Here is a 19,098-nt window from a genome sequence, read left to right on the forward strand (position 1 = left end):
CAGATTGCCCACGTGTTACTCACCCGTTCGCCACTAATCCACCCCGAAGGGCTTCATCGTTCGACTTGCATGTGTTAAGCACGCCGCCAGCGTTCGTCCTGAGCCAGGATCAAACTCTCCGTGAATGCTTCACGCAAGAGCGGTCCGCCCGGGCGGAATAAGCCCGACGGACACAGCGTCCTCGCTGTAATTGCCATCCCCGAAGGAATGGACTTTCAAAGGAACCTCGTCTCAGAGAGACGGGGTATCAACATATCTGGCGTTGACTTTTGGCACGCTGTTGAGTTCTCAAGGAGCGGACGCTTCCTTTGTACTCACCCTCGCGGGCTTTCCTCCGGGCGCTTCCCTTCGTGTTTCCGACTCTATCAGAACCTTTCGGTGTCTGATTCCCGGTCGGCGGGAATGCTTCGGCGCTTTGCTTTCGCTCTGCGCTTCGGCGGTGGTCACTACGTTAGCGGATTTCCCTGGAGGCTCCTAATCGGGCCTTCGAATCGTATTTTCGGCATGCCGAAATAGACCCGGTCCGGGGATCTTGCAGTCGTAGTGGAGGTGCCGCCTAACGGCGGCTGAGGTGCTCCCACCGAGCCGTCCGGCTCCGTGGCAACCCGAAGAACTTTACGGATCCAGTGGGCCCGTGTCAACCCGCGGCTTCGACCCGCTCTAGGAGCAGCGTCAGCATGTCGCCCAGCGACGCCACCTGCTTCGCCGACAGCTCGCCGAGCAGGTCCTCCTCGAAGCTCGTGCCCATCCGCATGCCGCCCTCCCACTTCTCGCGGCCCAGGTCCGTAAGGCCGACGATCACGCGGACGCGGTTGGACTCGTCGCGCTCGCGGGTGACCAGGTCGGCCGCGACCATGCGGTCGATGCGGTGGGTCATGGCGGCCGGCGTCAGGCCGAGCTCCTTGGCGAGCTCGCCGGGGCTGAGGCGGTACGGCTTGCCCGAGACCACCAGGGCCTTCAGGACCTGCCACTCCGAGGTGCTGATGCCCAGGTCGGCGAGGTGGCGGTCGTAGGCGACGTTGAGGCGGCGGCTGAGCCGGATGATCGCCGAGATGACCTTCTCCACCTGCGGGTCGAGGGCTTCGAACTCTCGCTGGTAGATCGCGATCTGCTCTTCGAGGGTGGGCTCTGCCATGGGGCGCAGTATGGCACGGCCGCCCCACTAAGCGTTCGCGTCTAAGACCTTCCCTGTGTACTCTTAAGCTTCAAAATTTACCTTCGAAGTCTTAAGGGGTGAGTGTGACCACGGCGATGAGCGCGGCACTGCGTCGCGTGCAGATGGGCAATGCGCTGAGCGCGTTCGGCAACGGCTTCACGGTTCCGTACACGTTCTTGTACGTGTCGCAGGTGCGGGACCTGGGATCGACCACGGCGGGCATCGCGCTCGCCGGGTTCGCGCTGGCCGCGCTGTTCGTGTTGCCGTTCACCGGGCGGGTGATCGACCAGCGGGGGCCGATGCCGGTCGCCATCACCGGTGCCGTGGTCGCCGGGTTCGGGTCGCTGTCGCTCGGGCTGTCCAGCAGTGCGCCGCTCGTGCTCGCCTCTACCGCTCTGCTGGGTGCCGGCATGGCGGTCATTCAACCGGCGCTCGCCACGATGATCGTCTGGTGTTCCACCACCGGGACCCGGTCGCGGGCGTTCGCCACCCAGTTCTTCCTCAACAACCTGGGGATGGGCATCGGCGGGCTGCTCGGCGGGCTGCTGGTGCATGAGTCGGAGCCGTCGTCGTTCGTGCTGCTCTTCGGCATCGAGGCCGTCATGTTCGTGACCCTCGGGGCCGTCGTCGCCACCGCGCGGCTGCCGCAGGTGCCCAGGGTCGAGGACGCCGTGCCGGGTGCGGGCGGCAGTGGGCAGCGGTGGAAGGTGCTGCTGAAGGACCGGGCGATGGTGCAGCTGTCGGCGCTCGGGTTCGTGATGTTCTTCGCCTGCTACGGGCAGTTCGAGTCGGGGCTCTCCGCCTTTGCCATTGAGGTGGCGCGGATTCAGCCCGCGACGCTGGGTATGGCGCTTGCCGCCAACACCGCGGTGATCGTCATTGCGCAGTTCGTCGTGCTGAAGGTCGTCGAGCGGCGGCGGCGGAGCCGGGTGATTGCCGCTGTCGGTGTCGTGTGGACCGTAGCCTGGCTGTTCGCCGCGGCTTCCGGGTGGATTGCCGGGAGTCAGGCGATGGCTACCGCGGCGCTGATCTCCACCTACGCGCTCTTCGGACTCGGGGAGGCGATGCTGTCGCCGACCGTGGCGCCGCTGGTCGCGGATCTGGCGCCGGGTGGGCTTGTCGGGCAGTACAACGCCGCGTTTGCGCTGGTCAAGCAGATGGCGCTGGCGATCGGGCCGGCCGTGGGCGGGGTCATGGCGGGTGCCGGGGCGTACGGGGCGTACATCTCGATGCTCGTGGTCTGTTCGCTCGGGATCACCGTGATGGGACTACGGCTCGGGCGGCGGCTGACCGCGGTGCAGGACTGCCCGCGGGTGGCGGCTTCGCGGGTCGTGGCGGGGTCGGAGCAGCCGGTGGAGCAGCCGGTGGCCGAGCCGGTCGCGAAGCCGGTGGCCGAGCCCGTCGTCTGATCGGCGCGCTGCCTGGGTCAGCGCTCAGCGTCGTAACGCGAGGTGCCCTCGTCCAGCAGCGGCTCCTGGTCCTTCAGGTGGGGAGGGGCCAGGAGTCGCAGTGCGTGGTAGCCGGTGATGACGACCAGGGTGCCGAGCGCGATGCCGCTGAGCTCGAAGTTTTCGCTGATCTTCAGGGATACGTTGCCTACGCCGATGATGATGCCGGCGGCGGCCGGGACCAGGTTGAGCGGGTTGCGGAGGTCGACGCCCGCGTTGATCCAGATTTGCGCGCCGAGCAGGCCGATCATGCCGTAGAGGATGACGGTGATGCCGCCCAGGACGCCGCCGGGGATGGCCGCCACGATCGCGCCGAACTTCGGGCAGAGGCCGAAGAGGAGGGCGAAGCAGGCGGCGGCCCAGTACGCCGCCGTTGAGTAGACCCTCGTCGCCGCCATCACGCCGATGTTCTCGGAGTACGTGGTGTTCGGTGGGCCGCCCAAGGCCGTCGAGAGCATTGATGCCGCGCCGTCCGCGGAGATGGCCGTGCCGAGCTTGCCGTCCAGGTCGCGTTCGATCATTTCGCCGACTGCCTTGACGTGGCCGGCGTTCTCCGCGATCAGGGCGATCACGACCGGGAGGGCCACCAGGATCGCGGACCACTCGAAGCTCGGCGCGTGGAAGGACGGGAGGCCGACCCAGTCCGCCTTGCCGACCGCGGAGAGGTCCAGGCGCCAGTGGTCGGCGACCTTGCCGTCGGCGCCGGCCGAGTGGATCCGGCCGAAGACGCGGTCGAAGAGCCAGGAGATGCCGTAGCCGAAGAGCAGGCCGAGGAAGATCGCGATACGGGAGAGGAAGCCGCGCAGGCAGACCACGGCCAAACCGGTGAAGAGCATCACCAGGAGGGCGGTCCACTGGTCCTGGGGCCAGTACGTGGAGGCCGTCACCGGGGCCAGGTTGAAGCCGATCAGCATCACCACCGCGCCCGTCACGATCGGGGGCATCGCGGCGTGGATGATGCGGGCGCCGAAGGTGCGTACCGCCAGGCCGGCCAGGAAGAGCGCGATCGCTACCGCGAAGACCGCGCCGGTGACCGTGGCGCTCGAGCCGCCTTGCGCGCGGATGACCGCGGCGACGCCGACGAAGGAGAGGGAGCAGCCGAGGTAGCTGGGGACCTGGCCGCGGGTGGCGAGCAGGAAGATCATCGTCGCGACGCCGGACATCATGATCGCGAGGTTCGGGTCCAGGCCCATCAGGACCGGGGCTACGAACGATGCGCCGAACATCGCCACCACGTGCTGGGCGCCGAGGCCTGCCGTGCGCGGCCAGGAGAGACGTTCGTCGGGGCGGACCACGGCGCCGGGGGCGGGGGTGCCGCCGTCGCCGTGCAGCTTCCAGCGGACGCCTAGGTTCATGGGGGGAATTCCTTTTCGGGGGTCTGGGGGTCGTCCCCCAGAGGGCAGCGGCCCGTAAGCCGTCGATGATCGTCGTCATCGTAGGCCCCGGCTGCTACGCGGGCAGCGCGAACTCGCACCACACCGCTTTGCCGCCGCCCGGTGTGCGGCGGGAGCCCCAGGCGGAGGCGATGGTGGCGACGATCGAGATGCCGCGTCCGGTCTCGTCCGCGGGCTCGGCGCGCTTGCGGCGCGGGAGGTGGTCGTCGCCGTCGGTGACCTCGATGATCAGGCGGCGGTCCGTACGGCGGAGGCGCAGGCGCATGGGTGGGGTGCCGTGCTGGAGGGAGTTGGCGACCAGTTCGCTGGCGGCCAGGACGCCCAGTTCGCGGAGTTCGGCCGGGAAGCGCCAGCTGGTGAGGACGCCGTCGGCGAAGGCGCGGGCGCGGGGGGCGGCTTCGATGCCGCCGAGGAGGTCGAGGGCGGCGTTGTGGAAGAGCTCCGCGTCCGGGCCGCCGGATCGGTCGGGGTGCTGGAAGACCAGGATGGCGACGTCGTCGTCGTGTTCGGCCGTGACGCCGAGGGCGCGGATGAGGCGGTCGCAGATCACCTGCGGGCTGCCGGTGGCGCCGGCGAAGGCCTGCTCGAGGGCTACGAGGCCGTCGCCGATGTCCTCGCCGCGGCGCTCGATCAGGCCGTCCGTATAGAGGACGGCGGTGGCGCCGGGGGTGAGCGGGAGGGTACCGGAGGTGTGCACCCAGCCGCCGGTGCCGAGCGGCGGTCCGGTGGGCTCGTCGGTGCGGTGGACGGTGCCGTCCGGGTCGCGGATCAGGAGTGGGAGGTGGCCTGCCGAGGCGTGGACGAGCTTGCCCTCGTTGGGGTCGTGGACGGCGTAGAGGCAGGTGGCGATCTGGTTCGAGTCGATCTCGCTCGCCAGGCCGTCGAGGAGCTGGAGGACCTCGTGCGGCGGGAGGTCAAGGCGGGCGTAGGCGCGGACGGCCGTGCGCAGCTGGCCCATGACGGCGGCGGCGCGGACGCCGCGGCCCATCACGTCGCCGATGACCAGGGCGGTGCGGCCTGCGCCGAGGGTGATGACGTCGTACCAGTCGCCGCCGACGGCCGCGTCCAGGCCGCCGGGCTGATACGTGGCCGCGACGCGGAGGTCGTCGGGCTGCTCCAGGCGCTGCGGGAGGAGGCTGCGCTGCAGGGTGACGGCGGCCTCGCGCTGCTGGCGCTCGCCTTCGCGGAGGCGTTCGGCCGTCTCGGCCTGGTCGGTGACGTCGGCGGCGAAGATCATGACGCCGGCGGTCTCGGCGACCTGCAGCGGGCTGCAGGTGAAGGTGTAGTACACGGCCCGGCCGTCCACGGCGGGCACCCGGCGGGACTTCACCGTGCGCGGGCGGCCGCTGCGCAGCACCTGGTCCATGAGCGGCAGCAGGCCGAGTTCGCCGAGCTCGGGGAGGTCGTCGCGGGCGAGGCCGCCAGGGGTGCGGGGGCCGAAGACCGCGGCGTAGGCCTCGTTGACGTACGCCACCTCGTGGTCCTGGCCGCGGACGATGGCGACGAGGGCCGGGAGGCCGTCGAGGGTGTCGTGGATCGACAGGCCCTCCGGGGCCGGGGTCTGGGGTGCGGTGTCCTCGGCGGCCTCGGGCGCTGCGGAACCGCCGGCGGAGGCGCCGCCGCGGGCCGGGGGCACGCCGCCGCGGTCCGCCCGCGCGGCGCCCCTGTTGGAGCCGCCGCGTCGCGGGGTGCCGGGGAGCCGGGCGCTCCAGCGCGTGAAGTTCAAGCGTGCCAGTCCCAGGTCTGCGAATAGAGGGTGCCAGTCGGAGGTGCCGGTCGGAGGTCCCGGTCGGCTGCGCGGTCTGCGCACACCATGGTCACATGCCGGGCCTCAGTCCTTGCCGGGTCGCCGGTCGGCGTGTGTGGCGAGTTCGAATTCGGCCCGGGGGTTTTCGAGCGAGCCGAGCGAGACGATCTCGCGCTTGAAGAGCCCGGACAGGATCCATTCCGCCAGCACCCGGGCCTTGCGGTTGAAGGTGGGCACGCGGCTCAGGTGGTACGCGCGGTGCATGAGCCACGCAGGATAGCCCTTGACCTTGCGTCCGTACACGTGCGCGACCCCCTTGTGCAGGCCGAGGGACGCGACCGATCCCGCGTACGAGTGGGCGTAGTCCTTGACGGGCTCGCCGCGCAGCGTGGCGGCGATGTTGCCGGCGAGGACGCGGGCCTGGCGGACGGCGTGCTGCGCGTTGGGGGCGCAGAGGGCGCCGGGCTCCTTGCTCGTTATGTCGGGGACCGCCGCCGCGTCGCCCGCCGACCACGCCGCCTCCTCACCCTCGATGCGCAGCGCGGCGGTGCAGCGCAGCCGGGAGCGCTCGTCGACGGGCAGGTCACTGGCGGCGAGCACCGGATGCGGGCGGACGCCGGCCGTCCAGACCACGGTGCGGGACGGCATGCGGCTGCCGTCGCTGAGCCGGACCATGCGGTCCTCGCAGCTTTCGAGCCGGGTCTCCAGACGTACGTCGATGCCGCGGCGGCGCAGCTCGCGCACCGTGTACTCACCGAGGGTCGGGCCGACTTCGGGGAGGATGCGGTCGCTGGCCTCGACCAGGATCCACTTCATCTCCTCGGGGCGGACGTTGTGGTAGTACCGCGTGGCATAGCGGGCCATGTCCTCCAGCTCCGCGAGGGCCTCAACTCCCGCGTATCCGCCGCCGACGAAGACGAAGGTGAGCGCCGCTTCCCGGACCGCCGGATCGCGGGTGGAGGCGGCGATGTCGAGCTGCTCCAGGACGTGATTGCGCAGGCCGATGGCCTCTTCCACGGACTTGAAGCCGATGCCGTGGTCGGCGAGGCCGGGGATCGGCAGCACCCGGGATATGGAGCCGGGCGCGAGCACCAGATGGTCGTAGGCGAGCTCCAGCGGCGGGGCGTCCGACTCGACGGTCGCCAGCGTGGCCACCTCGGCGATCCGCTTGGCATGGCTGACGCGCTTCGCCTCGCCGACGACGACCCGGCAGCGCGGCAGCACCCGGCGCAGCGGCACCACCACATGGCGCGGCGAGATCGATCCCGCGGCGGCCTCGGGGAGGAAGGGCTGGTAGGTCATGTACGGGTCGGGGCCGACGACGGTGATCTCCGCCTCGGCCGGCTTCAGCAGGCGCTGGAGCCGCAGCGCCGTATACATCCCCACATAGCCGCCGCCGATGATCAGAATGCGCGCCGGATCACTCACAATGGACCTCCTCGCCGACGGGGCTCAGCCTCCCATCAACCACCGTCACCCCCCGGCTTGTCCACAGGCACGCACTGGATTTGTGGACAGCGCCCGGCACGAACTCCTCCCCAGGCCCCCTTCTCTCTTGACCGTCACTGAACTATGTTCGTATGGCTGCAAAGTGTCAGGGGCGGTCCCGCTGGCACCAGCAGGCGAAGGGTGGGGAGTCTCCGGGGGGAGACGCAGATAACCGGGGGAATGCGTATGCGTATTCAAGGCAACCCTCTGCTCGCGAGCGCGACAGAGCCCGCCGCGGGAGCCGCGGCCGGAGTCGATCGGACGGCAGAGGGGAACGGGCGTCCATCACTGCGCGTCGACGCGCAGCGGAATCTGGAGCATGTGCTGCGGGCGGCCCGCGAGGTCTTCGGCGAGCTCGGCTACGGGGCCCCGATGGAGGACGTGGCGCGCCGCGCGCGCGTCGGCGTGGGGACGGTCTATCGCCGCTTCCCCAGCAAAGAGGTGCTGGTCCGGCGGATCGCCGAGGAAGAGACGGCGCGGCTGACCGACCAGGCACGGGCGGCGCTGGCGCAGGAGGACGAGGCGTGGTCGGCGCTGGAGCGCTTTCTGCGCGGCTCGGTGGCCTCCGGTGCCGGGCGGCTGCTGCCGCCGCAGGTGCTGCGGGTCGGCGTGGATGCCGCGCAGGCCGACCGGGCCGACCTCGACGAGCCGCGGGTCCCGCAGCAGCGGGTCGGCTATGACGGCGAGGTCCGGGTGCCGCAGCAGGGCGGCCCGGCGGAGGAGTCCGACTGGGAGCGCACCGGCGCGGCCGAGCTGCTCGGGGTCGTGAACGAGCTGGTGGACCGGGCGCGGCAGGCCGGCGAGCTGAAGGCGGAAGTCACCGTCGGGGATGTGCTGCTGGTGATAGCCACCGCGGCGCCCGCGCTGCCGGACGCGGCGCAGCAGGCGGCGGCTTCCTCGCGGCTGCTGGACATTCTGCTGGACGGCCTGCGGCCTTGAGCCGCACAGCCCCGTACGACAATTCGATGAAACTACCCCGTTCGGGTGACCGCTAGTACGGGATGTTCAGAAGATTCCCCGGACGAGTGGTTGACGCGCCCCCTGGCTTGCGGCTCTCGCCTTATGTGACACGCTCTGCCGGTGTTCGGTAGCGAGAGTGTCAACGGGGGCTGCGGTTAATGGCAGTTGAGGATCAGGACGACCGTCGGCCGGCAGGCGCGGCCGACGGGGCGCCTCCCCCGCAGGTGCCCCGGCAGGCATCAGGCCCGGAGCGTGCCGGGCCGGAGGGCACGGGGCCGGACGTGAGCGACGGCTCCGACGCCGGTGTGCCCCGGCAGCGCGGGCGGCACGTCAAGGGCGTCACCGTCGCCGAGCCGTCCGACACCGACCTCGTCGAGCGGATGCGGGCCGGCGCCGCGGAGGGCGACGAGGCGTACGAGGAGCTCTACCGCCGGCACGCCGAGGCCGTCCGCCGCTACGCGCGCACCTGCTGCCGCGACAATGACACCGCCGACGACCTCACCGCCGAGGTCTTCGCCCGCACCCTGCAGGCGGTGCGCGGCGGCGCGGGCCCGGAGACGGCCGTACGGGCCTATCTGCTGACTACCGTCCGTCGGGTCGCCGCCGCCTGGACCAACTCCGCCAAGCGCGAGCACCTCGTCGAGGACTTCGCGGCCTTCGCGACCCAGGCCTCCCGCCCCACCGTCGACCAGGACACCCTCGATCTCGGCGCGGACGTGCGCGCGATGCACGAGGCCGAGCAGACCATGGCCGTGCAGGCCTTCCGCTCGCTGCCGGAGCGCTGGCAGACCGTGCTGTGGCACACCACGGTCGAGGACGAGTCGCCGAGCGACGTCGCGCCGCTGCTCGGCCTGACCGCCAATGCCACCGCCGTGCTCGCCCATCGTGCCCGCGAGGGTCTCAAGCAGGCGTATCTGCAGGCGCACGTCTCCACCTCCCTCACCCGCGGCGGCGACTGCGCCCGCTATGCCGACCGGCTCGGCGCGTATGCCCGCGGCGGTCTGCGGATGCGCGCCGAGCGGGGCTTGCGCAAGCACCTCGAGGACTGCGCGAAGTGCCAGGTCGCCGCCGCCGAGGTGGCCGATGTGAACGCCCGGCTGCGCGCGCTGCTGCCGGTCGCGGTCATCGGCTGGTTCGCCGCCGGTACGGCCGTCAAGGCCGCCGGCTTCGCGGCGGGCGCGGGCGTGGCGGGCGCGGGTGCCGCGGCGGGCGGTGCGGCCGCCGCCGGTGGTGCCGGGTCGTCGGCCGGCGGTTCCGCCGCCGGTGGCGCGGCCGCGTCCGAGGGGCTCGGCGCGCCCGCGAAAGCCGCGATCGCCGCTGGCGTGGTGGTCGCCGCGACCGCCACGGCGCTGGCGCTCACCCTCTCCAATGACGAGAAGCCGGAGCCCAAGCCGAAGGCGAAGCAGCCGCCGGCCTCGGCTCCCGTACAGCCGGATCCGCCGCAGCCCAAGCCGAAGCCGAAGCCCGAGCCGCCCGCCGCGGCGCAGGCCGAGCCGGACCCGCCGAAGCCGAAGCCCAAGCCGAAGCCCGAAGCGCCCGCTCCCAAGCCGAAGCCGCCCTCCCCTAAGCCGCCGCCCGAGAAGCCGGCGCCGAAGCCGCCCGCGCCCAAGCCGCCGCCCGCCCCCGACGGTTACCGGCTGAGCCAGCTGAACTCGGACGTCTTCGGCGACGGCGACGGGCCGGAGATCATGATCCGCCGCAGCGGCTTCTGGTGGCAGCGCCAGGGCCTCAACATCGGCGGCACGCACTACAGCGACGGCCTCACCGTGCACGCCCGCTCGGAGGTCAACATCCGGCTGAACCGGTCCTGCACATCCTTCTCCGCGATGGCCGGCATCGACGACATGATGACGGGCTACGGAAAGGTCCGCTTCAGCGTGTACGGCGACGGCCGCCGGCTGTGGCAGTCGGACGTGGTCGAGGCGGGCAAGCCCGCGGTGCCGGTACGGGTCGCGATGACCGGCAAGGAGAAGGAGCTGAAGCTGGTGGTGGAGCCGGTGCACCACGGCAACCACGGCGTGGTGGCGGACTGGGCGCAGTCCCGGCTCAGCTGTCGCTGAGCCGCTCCGGAGTGGTCTTCTCCAGCAGGGCGATGACGTCCGTCACCGACAGCCGTGCGCCCGCCGCCCGTTCCCGCTCGTGGTCCGTATCGCCGAGCGCGTCCCGGCAGGCGCGTTCGGCGGCCTCGAGGTCGCGCCGGTCGGCGGCCGCGCGCGGCACCTCCGGGTGCCAGGCCGCGACCGCGCCGGCCACCCGGGCCGCGGCCGCGTGCTCCCCGAGCGCCACCAGCATCGGCGCCGCCGCCTCCGCCAGTACGGCCTGCAGCCACTCCGTGCACTGCTGCTCGTACGCCGACCGCAGCGCCGCCGTCTGCTCGCGCAGGCCCGTCACCGGATCGCCTTCCGCGGCGGCGATACGGGCGCCGATGCTGTCCAGCATGATCCCGAAGAAGGGCGGCGGCGTCCCCTGGAGCGAGCCCTGCCGGGCTGCCGCGAGCGACGTCCGCGCCCGCTCCGGGCGGCCGCGGGCCAGCTCGACGTATCCCTGCAGCGCCTCGGCGTATACGGCGGCGTCCGGCACGCTGTAGCGCTCGGCCTCCTCGCGGGCCGCGGTGATCAGCCGCTCGGCCTCGTCGAGGTCCCCGGTGCGGTAGCCGACCTCGGCGAGGCGGGCGCGCAGGAAGGGCAGTTCGGTACGGGCGTCGAGCTCCTGGCAGAGCGCGATCGCCTCCTCGTACGCGGCGTGGGCGTCGGCGGTGCGGGCGCTGTTCGTGGCCAGTTCGCCGCGGGCGCCCGCGAGCTGGGCGAGGATCCAGCGGTCGCCGACGCGGCGCGCGACCTCCTCCAGCTCGTCCCACCCGGCGTGGGCGCGCGGGGTGCCGCCGGGGACGTCGATGAGGCTGTGCATGCGGAACATCAGCAGCACGGCGAGCGCCCAGTCGTCGCCGTAGGTGCGGCAGTTGGCGATGGCTTCGTCCATGTACGAGAGGACCTTCTGCGGGCCCTCGGTGTAGTAGCCGGTGAAGGGCCACAGCACGCCGGGGAAGCGGGCGCCGTGCGGGCCCGGCCGCTCGTACGCCGCCCGGCAGCGGTTCGCCAGCGCCAGCACCTCGGGGCGCTTCAGCTCGACGGCCGAGACGCGCTCGGCGCGGAGGAAGAAGGCGAGCATGCGCGGCTCGATGCGGTCCCAGAAGCGGGGGTCTTCGTCGGTGTCGGGGAGCGGCCAGCGGTCGGTGACCTGCTTGATCCACTGCACCCCCTCCTCGCGGTAGTCGCGCAGCCACCAGAACCAGCCGAGGTCGGAGATCAGCGCGATGAGGGTGTCCTCGTCGCCGGCGTCGAGGGAACGCTGCAGCACCGCGCGGAAGTTGTCGGCCTCTGCCTCGACCAGGGGGAACCACTGCAGCTGCGCGGGCCCGCGCAGCCGGGGCTCGGCACCGTGGGCGAAGGTGAGGTAGTGGGCGGTGTGCCGGGCGCGGGTGGCGGCGCGGCGGTCGGGGTGCTCGGCGGCGCGCTCGTCGGCGTACTCGTGGATGGTCTCCAGGAGCCGGTAGCGCATGCCGCCGGCCGGGGACGGGTCGGCGACGACGAGGGACTTGTCGACGAGGGCGGCGAGGAGGTCGAGTACCTGCCCGGAGCCGCCTTCGCACACCGCCTCCGCCGCCTCCAGGGTCCAGCCGCCGGCGAAGACGCCGACGTCCGCGAGCACGCCGCGCTCGCCGTCGTCGAGCAGGTCCCAGGACCAGTCGACGACCGCGCGGAGCGTCTGCTGCCGCGGCAGTACGGTGCGGCTGCCGCTGGTCAGCAGCCGGAAGCGGTCGTCGAGGCGGTCGGCGATCTCGCGCGGGGTGAGCAGCCGCAGCCGGGCGGCGGCGAGTTCGATGGCGAGCGGCAGGCCGTCGAGGCGGCGGCAGATCTCGGCGACCGCCTCCGGGTCTTCGTGCGGGTCGAACCCGGGCCGTACCGCCGCCGCCCGCTCGGCGAACAGCCGGTGCGCGAAGGCGGGCCGCAGCGGCTCGACGGGCCGTACGCTCTCCCCCGGCACGCCCAGCGGCTCGCGGCTGGTGGCGAGGATCGTGACGTCCGGGCAGCGGGCGAGGAGGGTCTCGGCGAGGGTGGCGGCGGCGTCGATGACGTGCTCGCAGTTGTCGAGGACGAGCAGCAGCCTGCGGTGGGCGCAGTGCTCGACGAGGCGGGCGAGGTCGTCGGGCGCGCCCTCGTCGCGCAGCCCGGCGCGCGCCTCGAGCCCGGTGGTCAGCACGGTCGTCTCGCGGCGGCCGAGGGCGCTGAGGACGGCGCCGGGGACGGCGGCGGCGTGGTCCAGCGGGGCCAGTTCGGCGAGCCAGACGCCGTCGGGGTACGAATCGGCGGCCGCGGCGGCCTCTTCGGAGAGGCGGGTCTTGCCGGAGCCGCCGGGCCCTGTGAGCGTCACGAGGCGGTGGGCGGCGAGGTCGGCGCGGAGGGTGGCGAGGTCGGAGTCGCGGCCGACGAAGCTGGTGAGGCGGGTGCGGAGGTTGCCGGGGGGCGCGGCTGCCGGCGACGGCTCGGGCGCCCCGGTCAGCAATTCCCCGTGCAGGGTACGGAGTTCGGGCCCGGGATCGGCGCCGAGCCGCTCGGCGAGCGTGCTTCGTGCGTCCTCGTACGCGGCGAGCGCGTCGGCCGGCCGCCCGGCGGCGCGCAGCGCGCGGATCAGCTGGGCGTGGAAGCGCTCGTCGAGCGGCTGCTCGGCCACCGCCTCGCGCAGCTCCGGTACGAGCTCGGCCCCGCGGCCGAGGGCCAGGTCGGCGTCGATGCGGCCGTGCAGCGCGGTCAGCCGGGTGGCGTTGGGCCGGGCGGCCAGGCTCTCGCGGTCCGGCAGGTCGGCGACCGCCTCCCCGCGCCAGAGGCCGAGCGCCTCGCGCAGCAGCCCGGCGGCGGACTCCGGGGTGCCGCGGTCGAGGGCATGCGCGCCTTCGGCGGCGAGGCGTTCGAAGCGGTGCAGGTCGATGTCGTCGGGGTCGGCGGCGAGCCGGTAGCCGCCCGGGGACGAGTCGACGGCGTCCCGGCCGATGGCCCGGCGCAGGCGTCCCACCAGCGCCTGGAGGGCGGCGGGGGCGTCGGCGGGCTCGTCGCCTTCGGGCCAGATCTCGGTGATGAGCAGATCCACGGACACCGGCTGCCCGCGGTCGGCGCGCAGCGCCAGCGCCGCGAGCAGCGCACGCAGCCGCGGCCCGAGGGCGATCGGGTCGCCGTCGGCGTCACGGGCTTCGGTGGGACCGAGGATGCTGTACCGCACGCTGATCATTGTCGCCGGTCGTGGTGGCTATCCGCTTCTAGGGCAGCGACGTGAGCCTCCGCGGTACGCCCTCGGCGACCGCGCGCCGCTCGGTCGGTGCGTCCGCGCCGGTCCAGCAGGAGCCGCGGCGGGAGAGGAGCTTGCGCAGCCATACCTCCGTGCCGACGATCTCGGCGAGGCCGGTGAGGGCGGTCTCGGCGTCCCGACCGCCGGCGCCTTCCTCCGTTACGTCCGCGCCCGCCTTCGCCGCGGCAACGATCGCCTTTCGTACGACCCGTGGCTCGACCAGACCCGCGTCCCCCAGCAGCGGCCGGTCGAAGAGCGCGACGAGCTGGTCCACGGAACTCCGCAGCCCGATCCGCAGCGCGGAGCCCTGCGCGGCGGCGCCGCCGGCGCCCCACCCGACGGGCAGCTCCCGGATCCCGGCGCCCTCCAGCACCGCCCGCAGCACGGCGGCCCGCGCCCCGGGCCGTACCCGCAGCGCCTCGGGCAGGTCGCGGCAGGCCCGTACGACCTGATTGTCGAGGAACGGCGCGTGCAGCCGCTGGCTGCGCACCTCCGCGGCCTGCTCCAGCACCCGCGCGTCCGCGGCCTGCCGGGCCAGCGCGGCCGCGGCCCGCCGCTCGCCGGGGCGGCCCGCGCCCTCCGGGGTGCCGGTTTCGGCGGCGGCGCGCAGGCGAACCGATACTTCTGCGAGGGCCTCCCCCGTCAGCCACCGCGCCGCGGGGCCCGGCCGGCACCAGGCCAGCGCGGCGAGGGACGCCTGCACCGCGTCGGGGCCCGCGCCCATCAGCTCGGCCGGGTCGTCGAGCAGCAGGTCGGCGGCGGCCTCCAGGCCTTCCCGGTACGGGGTACGGGCCAGCCGCCGCGCCGCCCGGTAGACCGTGAACGGCACCAGCACAGAGCGCGCCGAGCCCTGCGAGCGCGCGAGCGCCGTCACCGGCCGCAGCAGATGCCGCCGCTGCCGGTCCATCAACAGGTCGGCGAGCCGTGCCGGATGCGCGTCCAGCACCTCCCGGGCGCCGTGCCCGACCAGGTGGTCCGCGCTCCCGGACGTCAGCCGTCTGCGGTGCCGCGCGGCCATCACCAGCGAGGGCCCCGGCTCGTCCGTCAGCGGCCCGGCGTCCAGGTCGGCGAAGGGCAGCGCGTCCTCCCCCGCCGCTACGACCACATGCCGCAGCCGCGGATTGGACGCCAGGTCGCGCGCCCGCTCCAGCTCCGCCTCGCGGGCCGGGCCCGCGCTCGTACCGGAGACGGCGAGGTCGTTGAACGTCACGGCGAGCAGCCGCTCGCCGCCCTGCCCGAGCCCGGTCGGCGTCCCCGGCACCCCGGGCAGCCCGGCCGCGAGCAGCGCGAGGGTGCCGGAGGCGCTGCCGCCGGACAGGTCGGCGCCGAGGCCTGGCGCGGGGCCGCGCAGCGCGCGCCGCTCGAAGGGGCCCATGCCCGGGATCGGCCCCGGGTCGAGCCCGGGTTCGGCCTCAGGCGCGTGCCGCGGGGCGGCAAGACGGGCCCGTACGGCCGCGACCAGGGCCTCCCGTACGCGCGTGACGGCCGCGTCGGCGTCCACGGCGGGGGCGGCTACGGCGAGGGAGGCGCGGGGCTCGTAACCGGTGATCTGCTTCGCGCCCTCGCGGAGGGTGAGCGCGTGGCCCGGCGGGAGGCGGTGGACGCCGGCGTACGGGGTGCGATCGCCGAGGGCTTCGGGCGAGTCGGGGCAGGCGAGTTGGGCGGCGAGGTGGCCGACGTCGAGCTGGGCCTCGACGAGGTCGGCGAGCGGGAGGGCCGCGGTGGCGTACGCGGTGCCGCCCTCCCACGGGGTGTGGAAGACGGGGCGGGCGCCGGCCAGGTCGCCGAGGACGGTGAGGCGACGGCCGGTCTGGGCGACGGCGGTGTAGCTGCCGGGCCAGGCGGTGAGGTGGCGGACGGCGCCGCCGCGGGCGGCGAAGAGGCCGACGCGCAGCTCGTCGTCGCTGGCCCCGCAGGAGCCGAAGACGGCGAGCCGGGTGCCGGGCTCCACCTGGATCACCCGCACCTCGTCGGGCCGCCAGTCGCCGACGGCCCACAGCGGGTCGGGTCCGTCCCACAGCTGCTGGGCGCCGACGGGCCGGAGGTCGTAATGCGCGGAGTCGTCGAGGAACGACGGCCCGGCGGCAGCGCCCCACCCGACCGAGCTCCACCCGACCAACCACCGCATCCGCGCCTCCACAGCCTGTGGACAATGGGCAGCAGCCATCCCGCATCAGCACGCCCCCGGCGCACAACCAAGGCGCGCGTGGAGCAGCTTTGCACCAGCCAACTGGCGTGCAGCGATGGACAACTGCCGCTTCGCAGGCACCATGCTGCCACGAAGGGGGCGCATTTGAGCGACTGTGACGCTCTTAGACGGCGAGTTCCGCGGGAGTTCTCACGGCGGTTCCGCGCCGGGGGTGGGGCCGCGGCCGGGCGGTGGCGCGGCGGGATGACCTCAGGATCATGGGAGCATTACGGCACTATTCAGCCAACTCCGCGCACATGAAGGGACCCTGCGCCGGGCATGCTGCGGCCCGGGAAGCGATTCCCATCGGACAGCTGCCTCCCGGACCGTTCCGCCGTCCGCGGGGAATAGGCCGGCGGCATCCCCCGGCCCACCAGCAGTGGACCGACCCACGCACCGCCATGCAACCGCGAGCCGTCAACTCCGTGCAGAGCGCACGTCGGGGCGCACGGCCACACAGGCCAGGAGCACGTACACATGTGCGTGTCCGGCACGCTGCCGGACCGGCTTGACTCCCGCCTCGATCCCGCCATCCGGAACGACTCCTCTTAACGGTCGGGATGTACCGAACTACGCTGTGTGTACGTGTGCCCTGCCAGAGGAAGTTTCCAAAGGGGGAATTCCTTGCGAAGAAGTGGGCAGGGCCCGTCGTCAGCGGTCGAGGGGTGCGCATGGGTACGAACGTTCCCGCCAGAGAGCCGCGCGGACCAAATGAGAAGCTCGGCGCCCTTCTCGCCCTCGCCGGCATCAGCAATGCCGGCTTGGCCCGCCGTGTCAACGACTTAGGCGCGCAACGCGGCCTGACCTTGCGTTACGACAAGACGTCGGTCGCCCGCTGGGTCACCAAGGGGATGATCCCGCAGGGCGCGGCGCCGCATCTCATCGCGGCCGCGATCGGCAGCAAGCTGGGACGCCCCGTCCCGCTCCACGAGATCGGCCTCGCCGACTCCGACCCGGCGCCCGAGGTCGGCCTCGCCTTCCCGCGCGACATCGGGGCGGCGGTGCGCTCCGCCACGGAGCTCTACCGCCTCGATCTCGCCGGGCGGCGCGCGGGCGGCGGCATCTGGCAGTCGCTGGCCGGATCCTTCGCCGTCAGCGCGTATGCGACGCCGGCTTCCAGGTGGCTGATAACGCCCGCCGACAGCTCGGTGGCGCGCGAGCCGCGCCCGCCGGATCCCGCCGACGGCTCCCGGATGCACGTCGGCCACAGCGATGTCGTCAAGCTCCGCGAGGCGGCGGAGGAGGCGCGGCGCTGGGACTCCAAGTACGGCGGCGGCGACTGGCGCGCGTCGATGGTGCCCGAGTGCCTGCGGGTGGACGCGGCGCCGCTGCTGCTCGGCTCGTACAGCGATGACGTGGGGCGTTCGCTGTTCGGCGCCACGGCCGAACTCACCCGCCTCGCCGGGTGGATGGCCTTCGATACGGGCCAGCAGGAGGCGGCGCAACGCTATTACATCCAGGCGCTGCGGCTGGCGCGGGCGGCGGCGGACGTGCCGCTCGGCGGGTACGTACTGGCGTCGATGTCGCTGCAGGCGACCTATCGCGGCTACGGCGACGAGGGTGTCGACCTCGCGCAGGCGGCACTGGAGCGCAATCGCGGCCTGGCCACGGCGCGCACGATGAGCTTCTTCCACCTGGTGGAGGCGCGGGCGCAGGCGCGGGCGGGCGACGGTGCGGCGTGCGGCGCGGCGCTGTCGGCGGCGGAGGGCTGGCTGGAGCGGGCCAGGGACGGCGACCAGGACCCGGACTGGCTGGACTTCTTCACGTACGACCGGCTCGCCGCGGACGCGGCCGAGTGCTATCGCGACCTGAAGGCCCCGCGGCAGGTGCGCCGCTTTACGGAGCAGGCGCTGTCGCGGCCGACGGAGGCCTTCGTCCGCTCGCACGGCCTGCGGCTGGTGGTCTCGGCGGTGGCGGAGCTGGAGTCGGGGAATCTGGACGCGGCCTGCGCGGCCGGGGTGCGGGCGGTGGAGGTCGCCGGGCGGATCTCGTCGGCGCGGACGACGGAGTACGTACGGGATCTGCTGCACCGGATGGAGCCGTACGGGAACGAGCCGAAGGTGGCTGAGCTGCGGGAGCGGGCGCGGCCGCTGCTGGTGGCGCCGGCGTAGGTTTTGCTGGTTTTACGGGTCTGGCCCGGGGCTTTGGTTTGAGGGCGCTGTCAGTGGGCCAAGGCATCATCGGTGATGCGTCCGGATCGACGATGCGGACGGATCGGTGAGGCGTCCGGCGACTGGGAGGTGCTGATGGCGTACGACTGTGAGGTGCTGGTCATCGGCGCCGGGATCGTGGGGCTGTCCACGGCGTATGCGCTGACCCGCGCCGCGCCCGGCACCCGCGTCGTCGTCCTGGACAAGGAGCCGGACGTCGGGCGCCACCAGACCGGGCACAACAGCGGCGTGATCCACAGCGGCATCTACTACCGCCCGGGTTCGCTGAAGGCCCGCTATGCGGTGCAGGGCGCCACGGAGATGGTGAAGTTCTGCGCCGAGCAGGACCTGCCGCATGAAGTCACCGGCAAGCTCATCGTCGCCACCGACCGCGCCGAGCTCCCCCGCCTGCACGCCCTGGCCCAGCGCGGCCGGGAGAACGGCATCCCGGTGCACGAGCTCGGCCCCGCCCAGATCGCGGAGCACGAGCCGGAGGTCGCGGGCCTGGCGGCAATCCACGTCGCGACGACGGGCGTGTGCGACTTCCCGGCGGTGACGCGGCGGCTGGCGGAGCTGGCGGTGGACGCCGGCGCCGAGGTGCGGCTGGGGGCGGCGGGCGAGGTGCGGATGATCGCGCGGCGGGCGGCGGAGGGGGTCGCGGTCCGTACCGCCGACGGAGGTGTGGTGCGGGCGAAGGCGCTGGTCAACTGCGCGGGACTGCACTGCGACCGGGTGGCGCGGCTGGCGGGGGATGCGCCGGGGATGCGGATCGTGCCGTTCCGGGGGGAGTACTACGAGCTGGCCGCCGAGGCCCGCGACATGGTGCGTGGGCTGGTGTATCCGGTGCCTGATCCGGCGTTCCCATTCCTCGGGGTGCATCTGACCCGGGGCATCGACGGGGGCGTGCACATCGGGCCGAATGCGGTGCCGGCGCTGGCTCGGGAGGGGTATGCCTGGGGTCGGGTGCGGGTGCGCGATCTGGCGGAGACGCTGGCGTATCCGGGGGCGTGGCGGATAGCCCGTCGTCATTGGCGGTATGGCGCTTCGGAGATCCGTCATTCGCTGTCGAAGCCGGCTTTTGTGGAGGCGGTGCAGCGGTTGCTGCCGGGGGTTTCCGCTTCGGAGCTGGTTCCGGCGGAGGCGGGCGTACGGGCCCAGGCGGTGCTGCCGGACGGGACGCTGGTGGACGATTTCCTCTTCGCGTCGGGGCCGCGCACGATCCATGTG

At 73.0% G+C, this 19,098-nt stretch carries 11 protein-coding genes and 1 rRNA gene; 5 read left to right on the forward strand and 7 right to left on the reverse strand.

The window, feature by feature from the left end:
• Both G5C51_RS27800 and G5C51_RS27805 read right to left on the reverse strand, forming a co-directional pair.
• Positions 1 to 125 (reverse strand): 16S ribosomal RNA (locus G5C51_RS27800); the annotation flags it as partial.
• Between the two features lie 512 nt (positions 126 to 637).
• On the reverse strand, positions 638 to 1,135 hold the full coding sequence (locus G5C51_RS27805; protein ID WP_165240982.1) for a MarR family winged helix-turn-helix transcriptional regulator: 498 nt from the start codon (positions 1,133 to 1,135) through the stop codon (positions 638 to 640).
• A 104-nt stretch (positions 1,136 to 1,239) separates the two neighbouring features.
• Between G5C51_RS27805 and G5C51_RS27810 the strand changes: the two genes are divergently transcribed.
• Positions 1,240 to 2,565 carry an MFS transporter gene (locus G5C51_RS27810; protein WP_165240983.1) on the forward strand — a complete coding sequence of 442 codons (1,326 nt, stop codon included), beginning with the start codon at positions 1,240 to 1,242 and terminating at the stop codon, positions 2,563 to 2,565.
• Positions 2,566 to 2,582: 17 nt separating this feature from the next.
• On the opposite strand, the gene G5C51_RS27815 is transcribed toward G5C51_RS27810, so the two are convergent.
• The 3 genes from G5C51_RS27815 to G5C51_RS27825 all read right to left on the reverse strand — a co-directional run bounded on the left by G5C51_RS27815 (position 2,583) and on the right by G5C51_RS27825 (position 7,173).
• A complete protein-coding gene (locus G5C51_RS27815; protein ID WP_165240984.1) occupies positions 2,583 to 3,959 on the reverse strand; it encodes a uracil-xanthine permease family protein in 1,377 nt (458 codons plus the stop codon).
• Between the two features lie 94 nt (positions 3,960 to 4,053).
• Positions 4,054 to 5,724, reverse strand: coding sequence for an ATP-binding SpoIIE family protein phosphatase (locus tag G5C51_RS27820; RefSeq protein ID WP_165240985.1), 1,671 nt, complete (start codon positions 5,722 to 5,724; stop codon positions 4,054 to 4,056).
• A 105-nt stretch (positions 5,725 to 5,829) separates the two neighbouring features.
• Positions 5,830 to 7,173 carry an FAD-dependent oxidoreductase gene (locus tag G5C51_RS27825; protein WP_165240986.1) on the reverse strand — a complete coding sequence of 448 codons (1,344 nt, stop codon included), beginning with the start codon at positions 7,171 to 7,173 and terminating at the stop codon, positions 5,830 to 5,832.
• 246 nt (positions 7,174 to 7,419) lie between these two features.
• Between G5C51_RS27825 and G5C51_RS27830 the strand changes: the two genes are divergently transcribed.
• Both G5C51_RS27830 and G5C51_RS27835 read left to right on the forward strand, forming a co-directional pair.
• On the forward strand, positions 7,420 to 8,172 hold the full coding sequence (locus G5C51_RS27830) for a TetR/AcrR family transcriptional regulator (protein WP_165240987.1): 753 nt from the start codon (positions 7,420 to 7,422) through the stop codon (positions 8,170 to 8,172).
• A 179-nt stretch (positions 8,173 to 8,351) separates the two neighbouring features.
• Complete coding sequence (locus tag G5C51_RS27835) at positions 8,352 to 10,253, forward strand: sigma-70 family RNA polymerase sigma factor (protein WP_165240988.1); 1,902 nt, start codon at positions 8,352 to 8,354, stop codon at positions 10,251 to 10,253.
• Here G5C51_RS27835 and G5C51_RS27840 read toward each other — a convergent pair.
• Positions 10,240 to 13,467, reverse strand: coding sequence for a BTAD domain-containing putative transcriptional regulator (locus G5C51_RS27840; RefSeq protein ID WP_165240989.1), 3,228 nt, complete (start codon positions 13,465 to 13,467; stop codon positions 10,240 to 10,242). The two genes, G5C51_RS27835 and G5C51_RS27840, sit on opposite strands and share 14 nt — an antisense overlap.
• A gap of 37 nt (positions 13,468 to 13,504) precedes the next feature.
• A complete protein-coding gene (locus G5C51_RS27845) occupies positions 13,505 to 15,661 on the reverse strand; it encodes an asparagine synthase-related protein (protein ID WP_165240990.1) in 2,157 nt (718 codons plus the stop codon).
• A 731-nt stretch (positions 15,662 to 16,392) separates the two neighbouring features.
• On the opposite strand from G5C51_RS27845, the gene G5C51_RS27850 reads away from it, so the two are divergent.
• Both G5C51_RS27850 and lhgO read left to right on the forward strand, forming a co-directional pair.
• Positions 16,393 to 17,832, forward strand: a complete 1,440-nt coding sequence (locus G5C51_RS27850) for an NsdA family TPR-like regulatory protein (RefSeq protein ID WP_165240991.1) — start codon at positions 16,393 to 16,395, stop codon at positions 17,830 to 17,832.
• A 132-nt stretch (positions 17,833 to 17,964) separates the two neighbouring features.
• Positions 17,965 to 19,098, forward strand: a 1,134-nt coding sequence (gene lhgO / locus G5C51_RS27855; RefSeq protein WP_165240992.1) for an L-2-hydroxyglutarate oxidase, incomplete at its 3' end; no start/stop codon positions are given.

The sequence above is a fragment of the Streptomyces coryli genome (assembly GCF_011044975.1).
Lineage (GTDB): Bacteria > Actinomycetota > Actinomycetes > Streptomycetales > Streptomycetaceae > Streptomyces > Streptomyces coryli.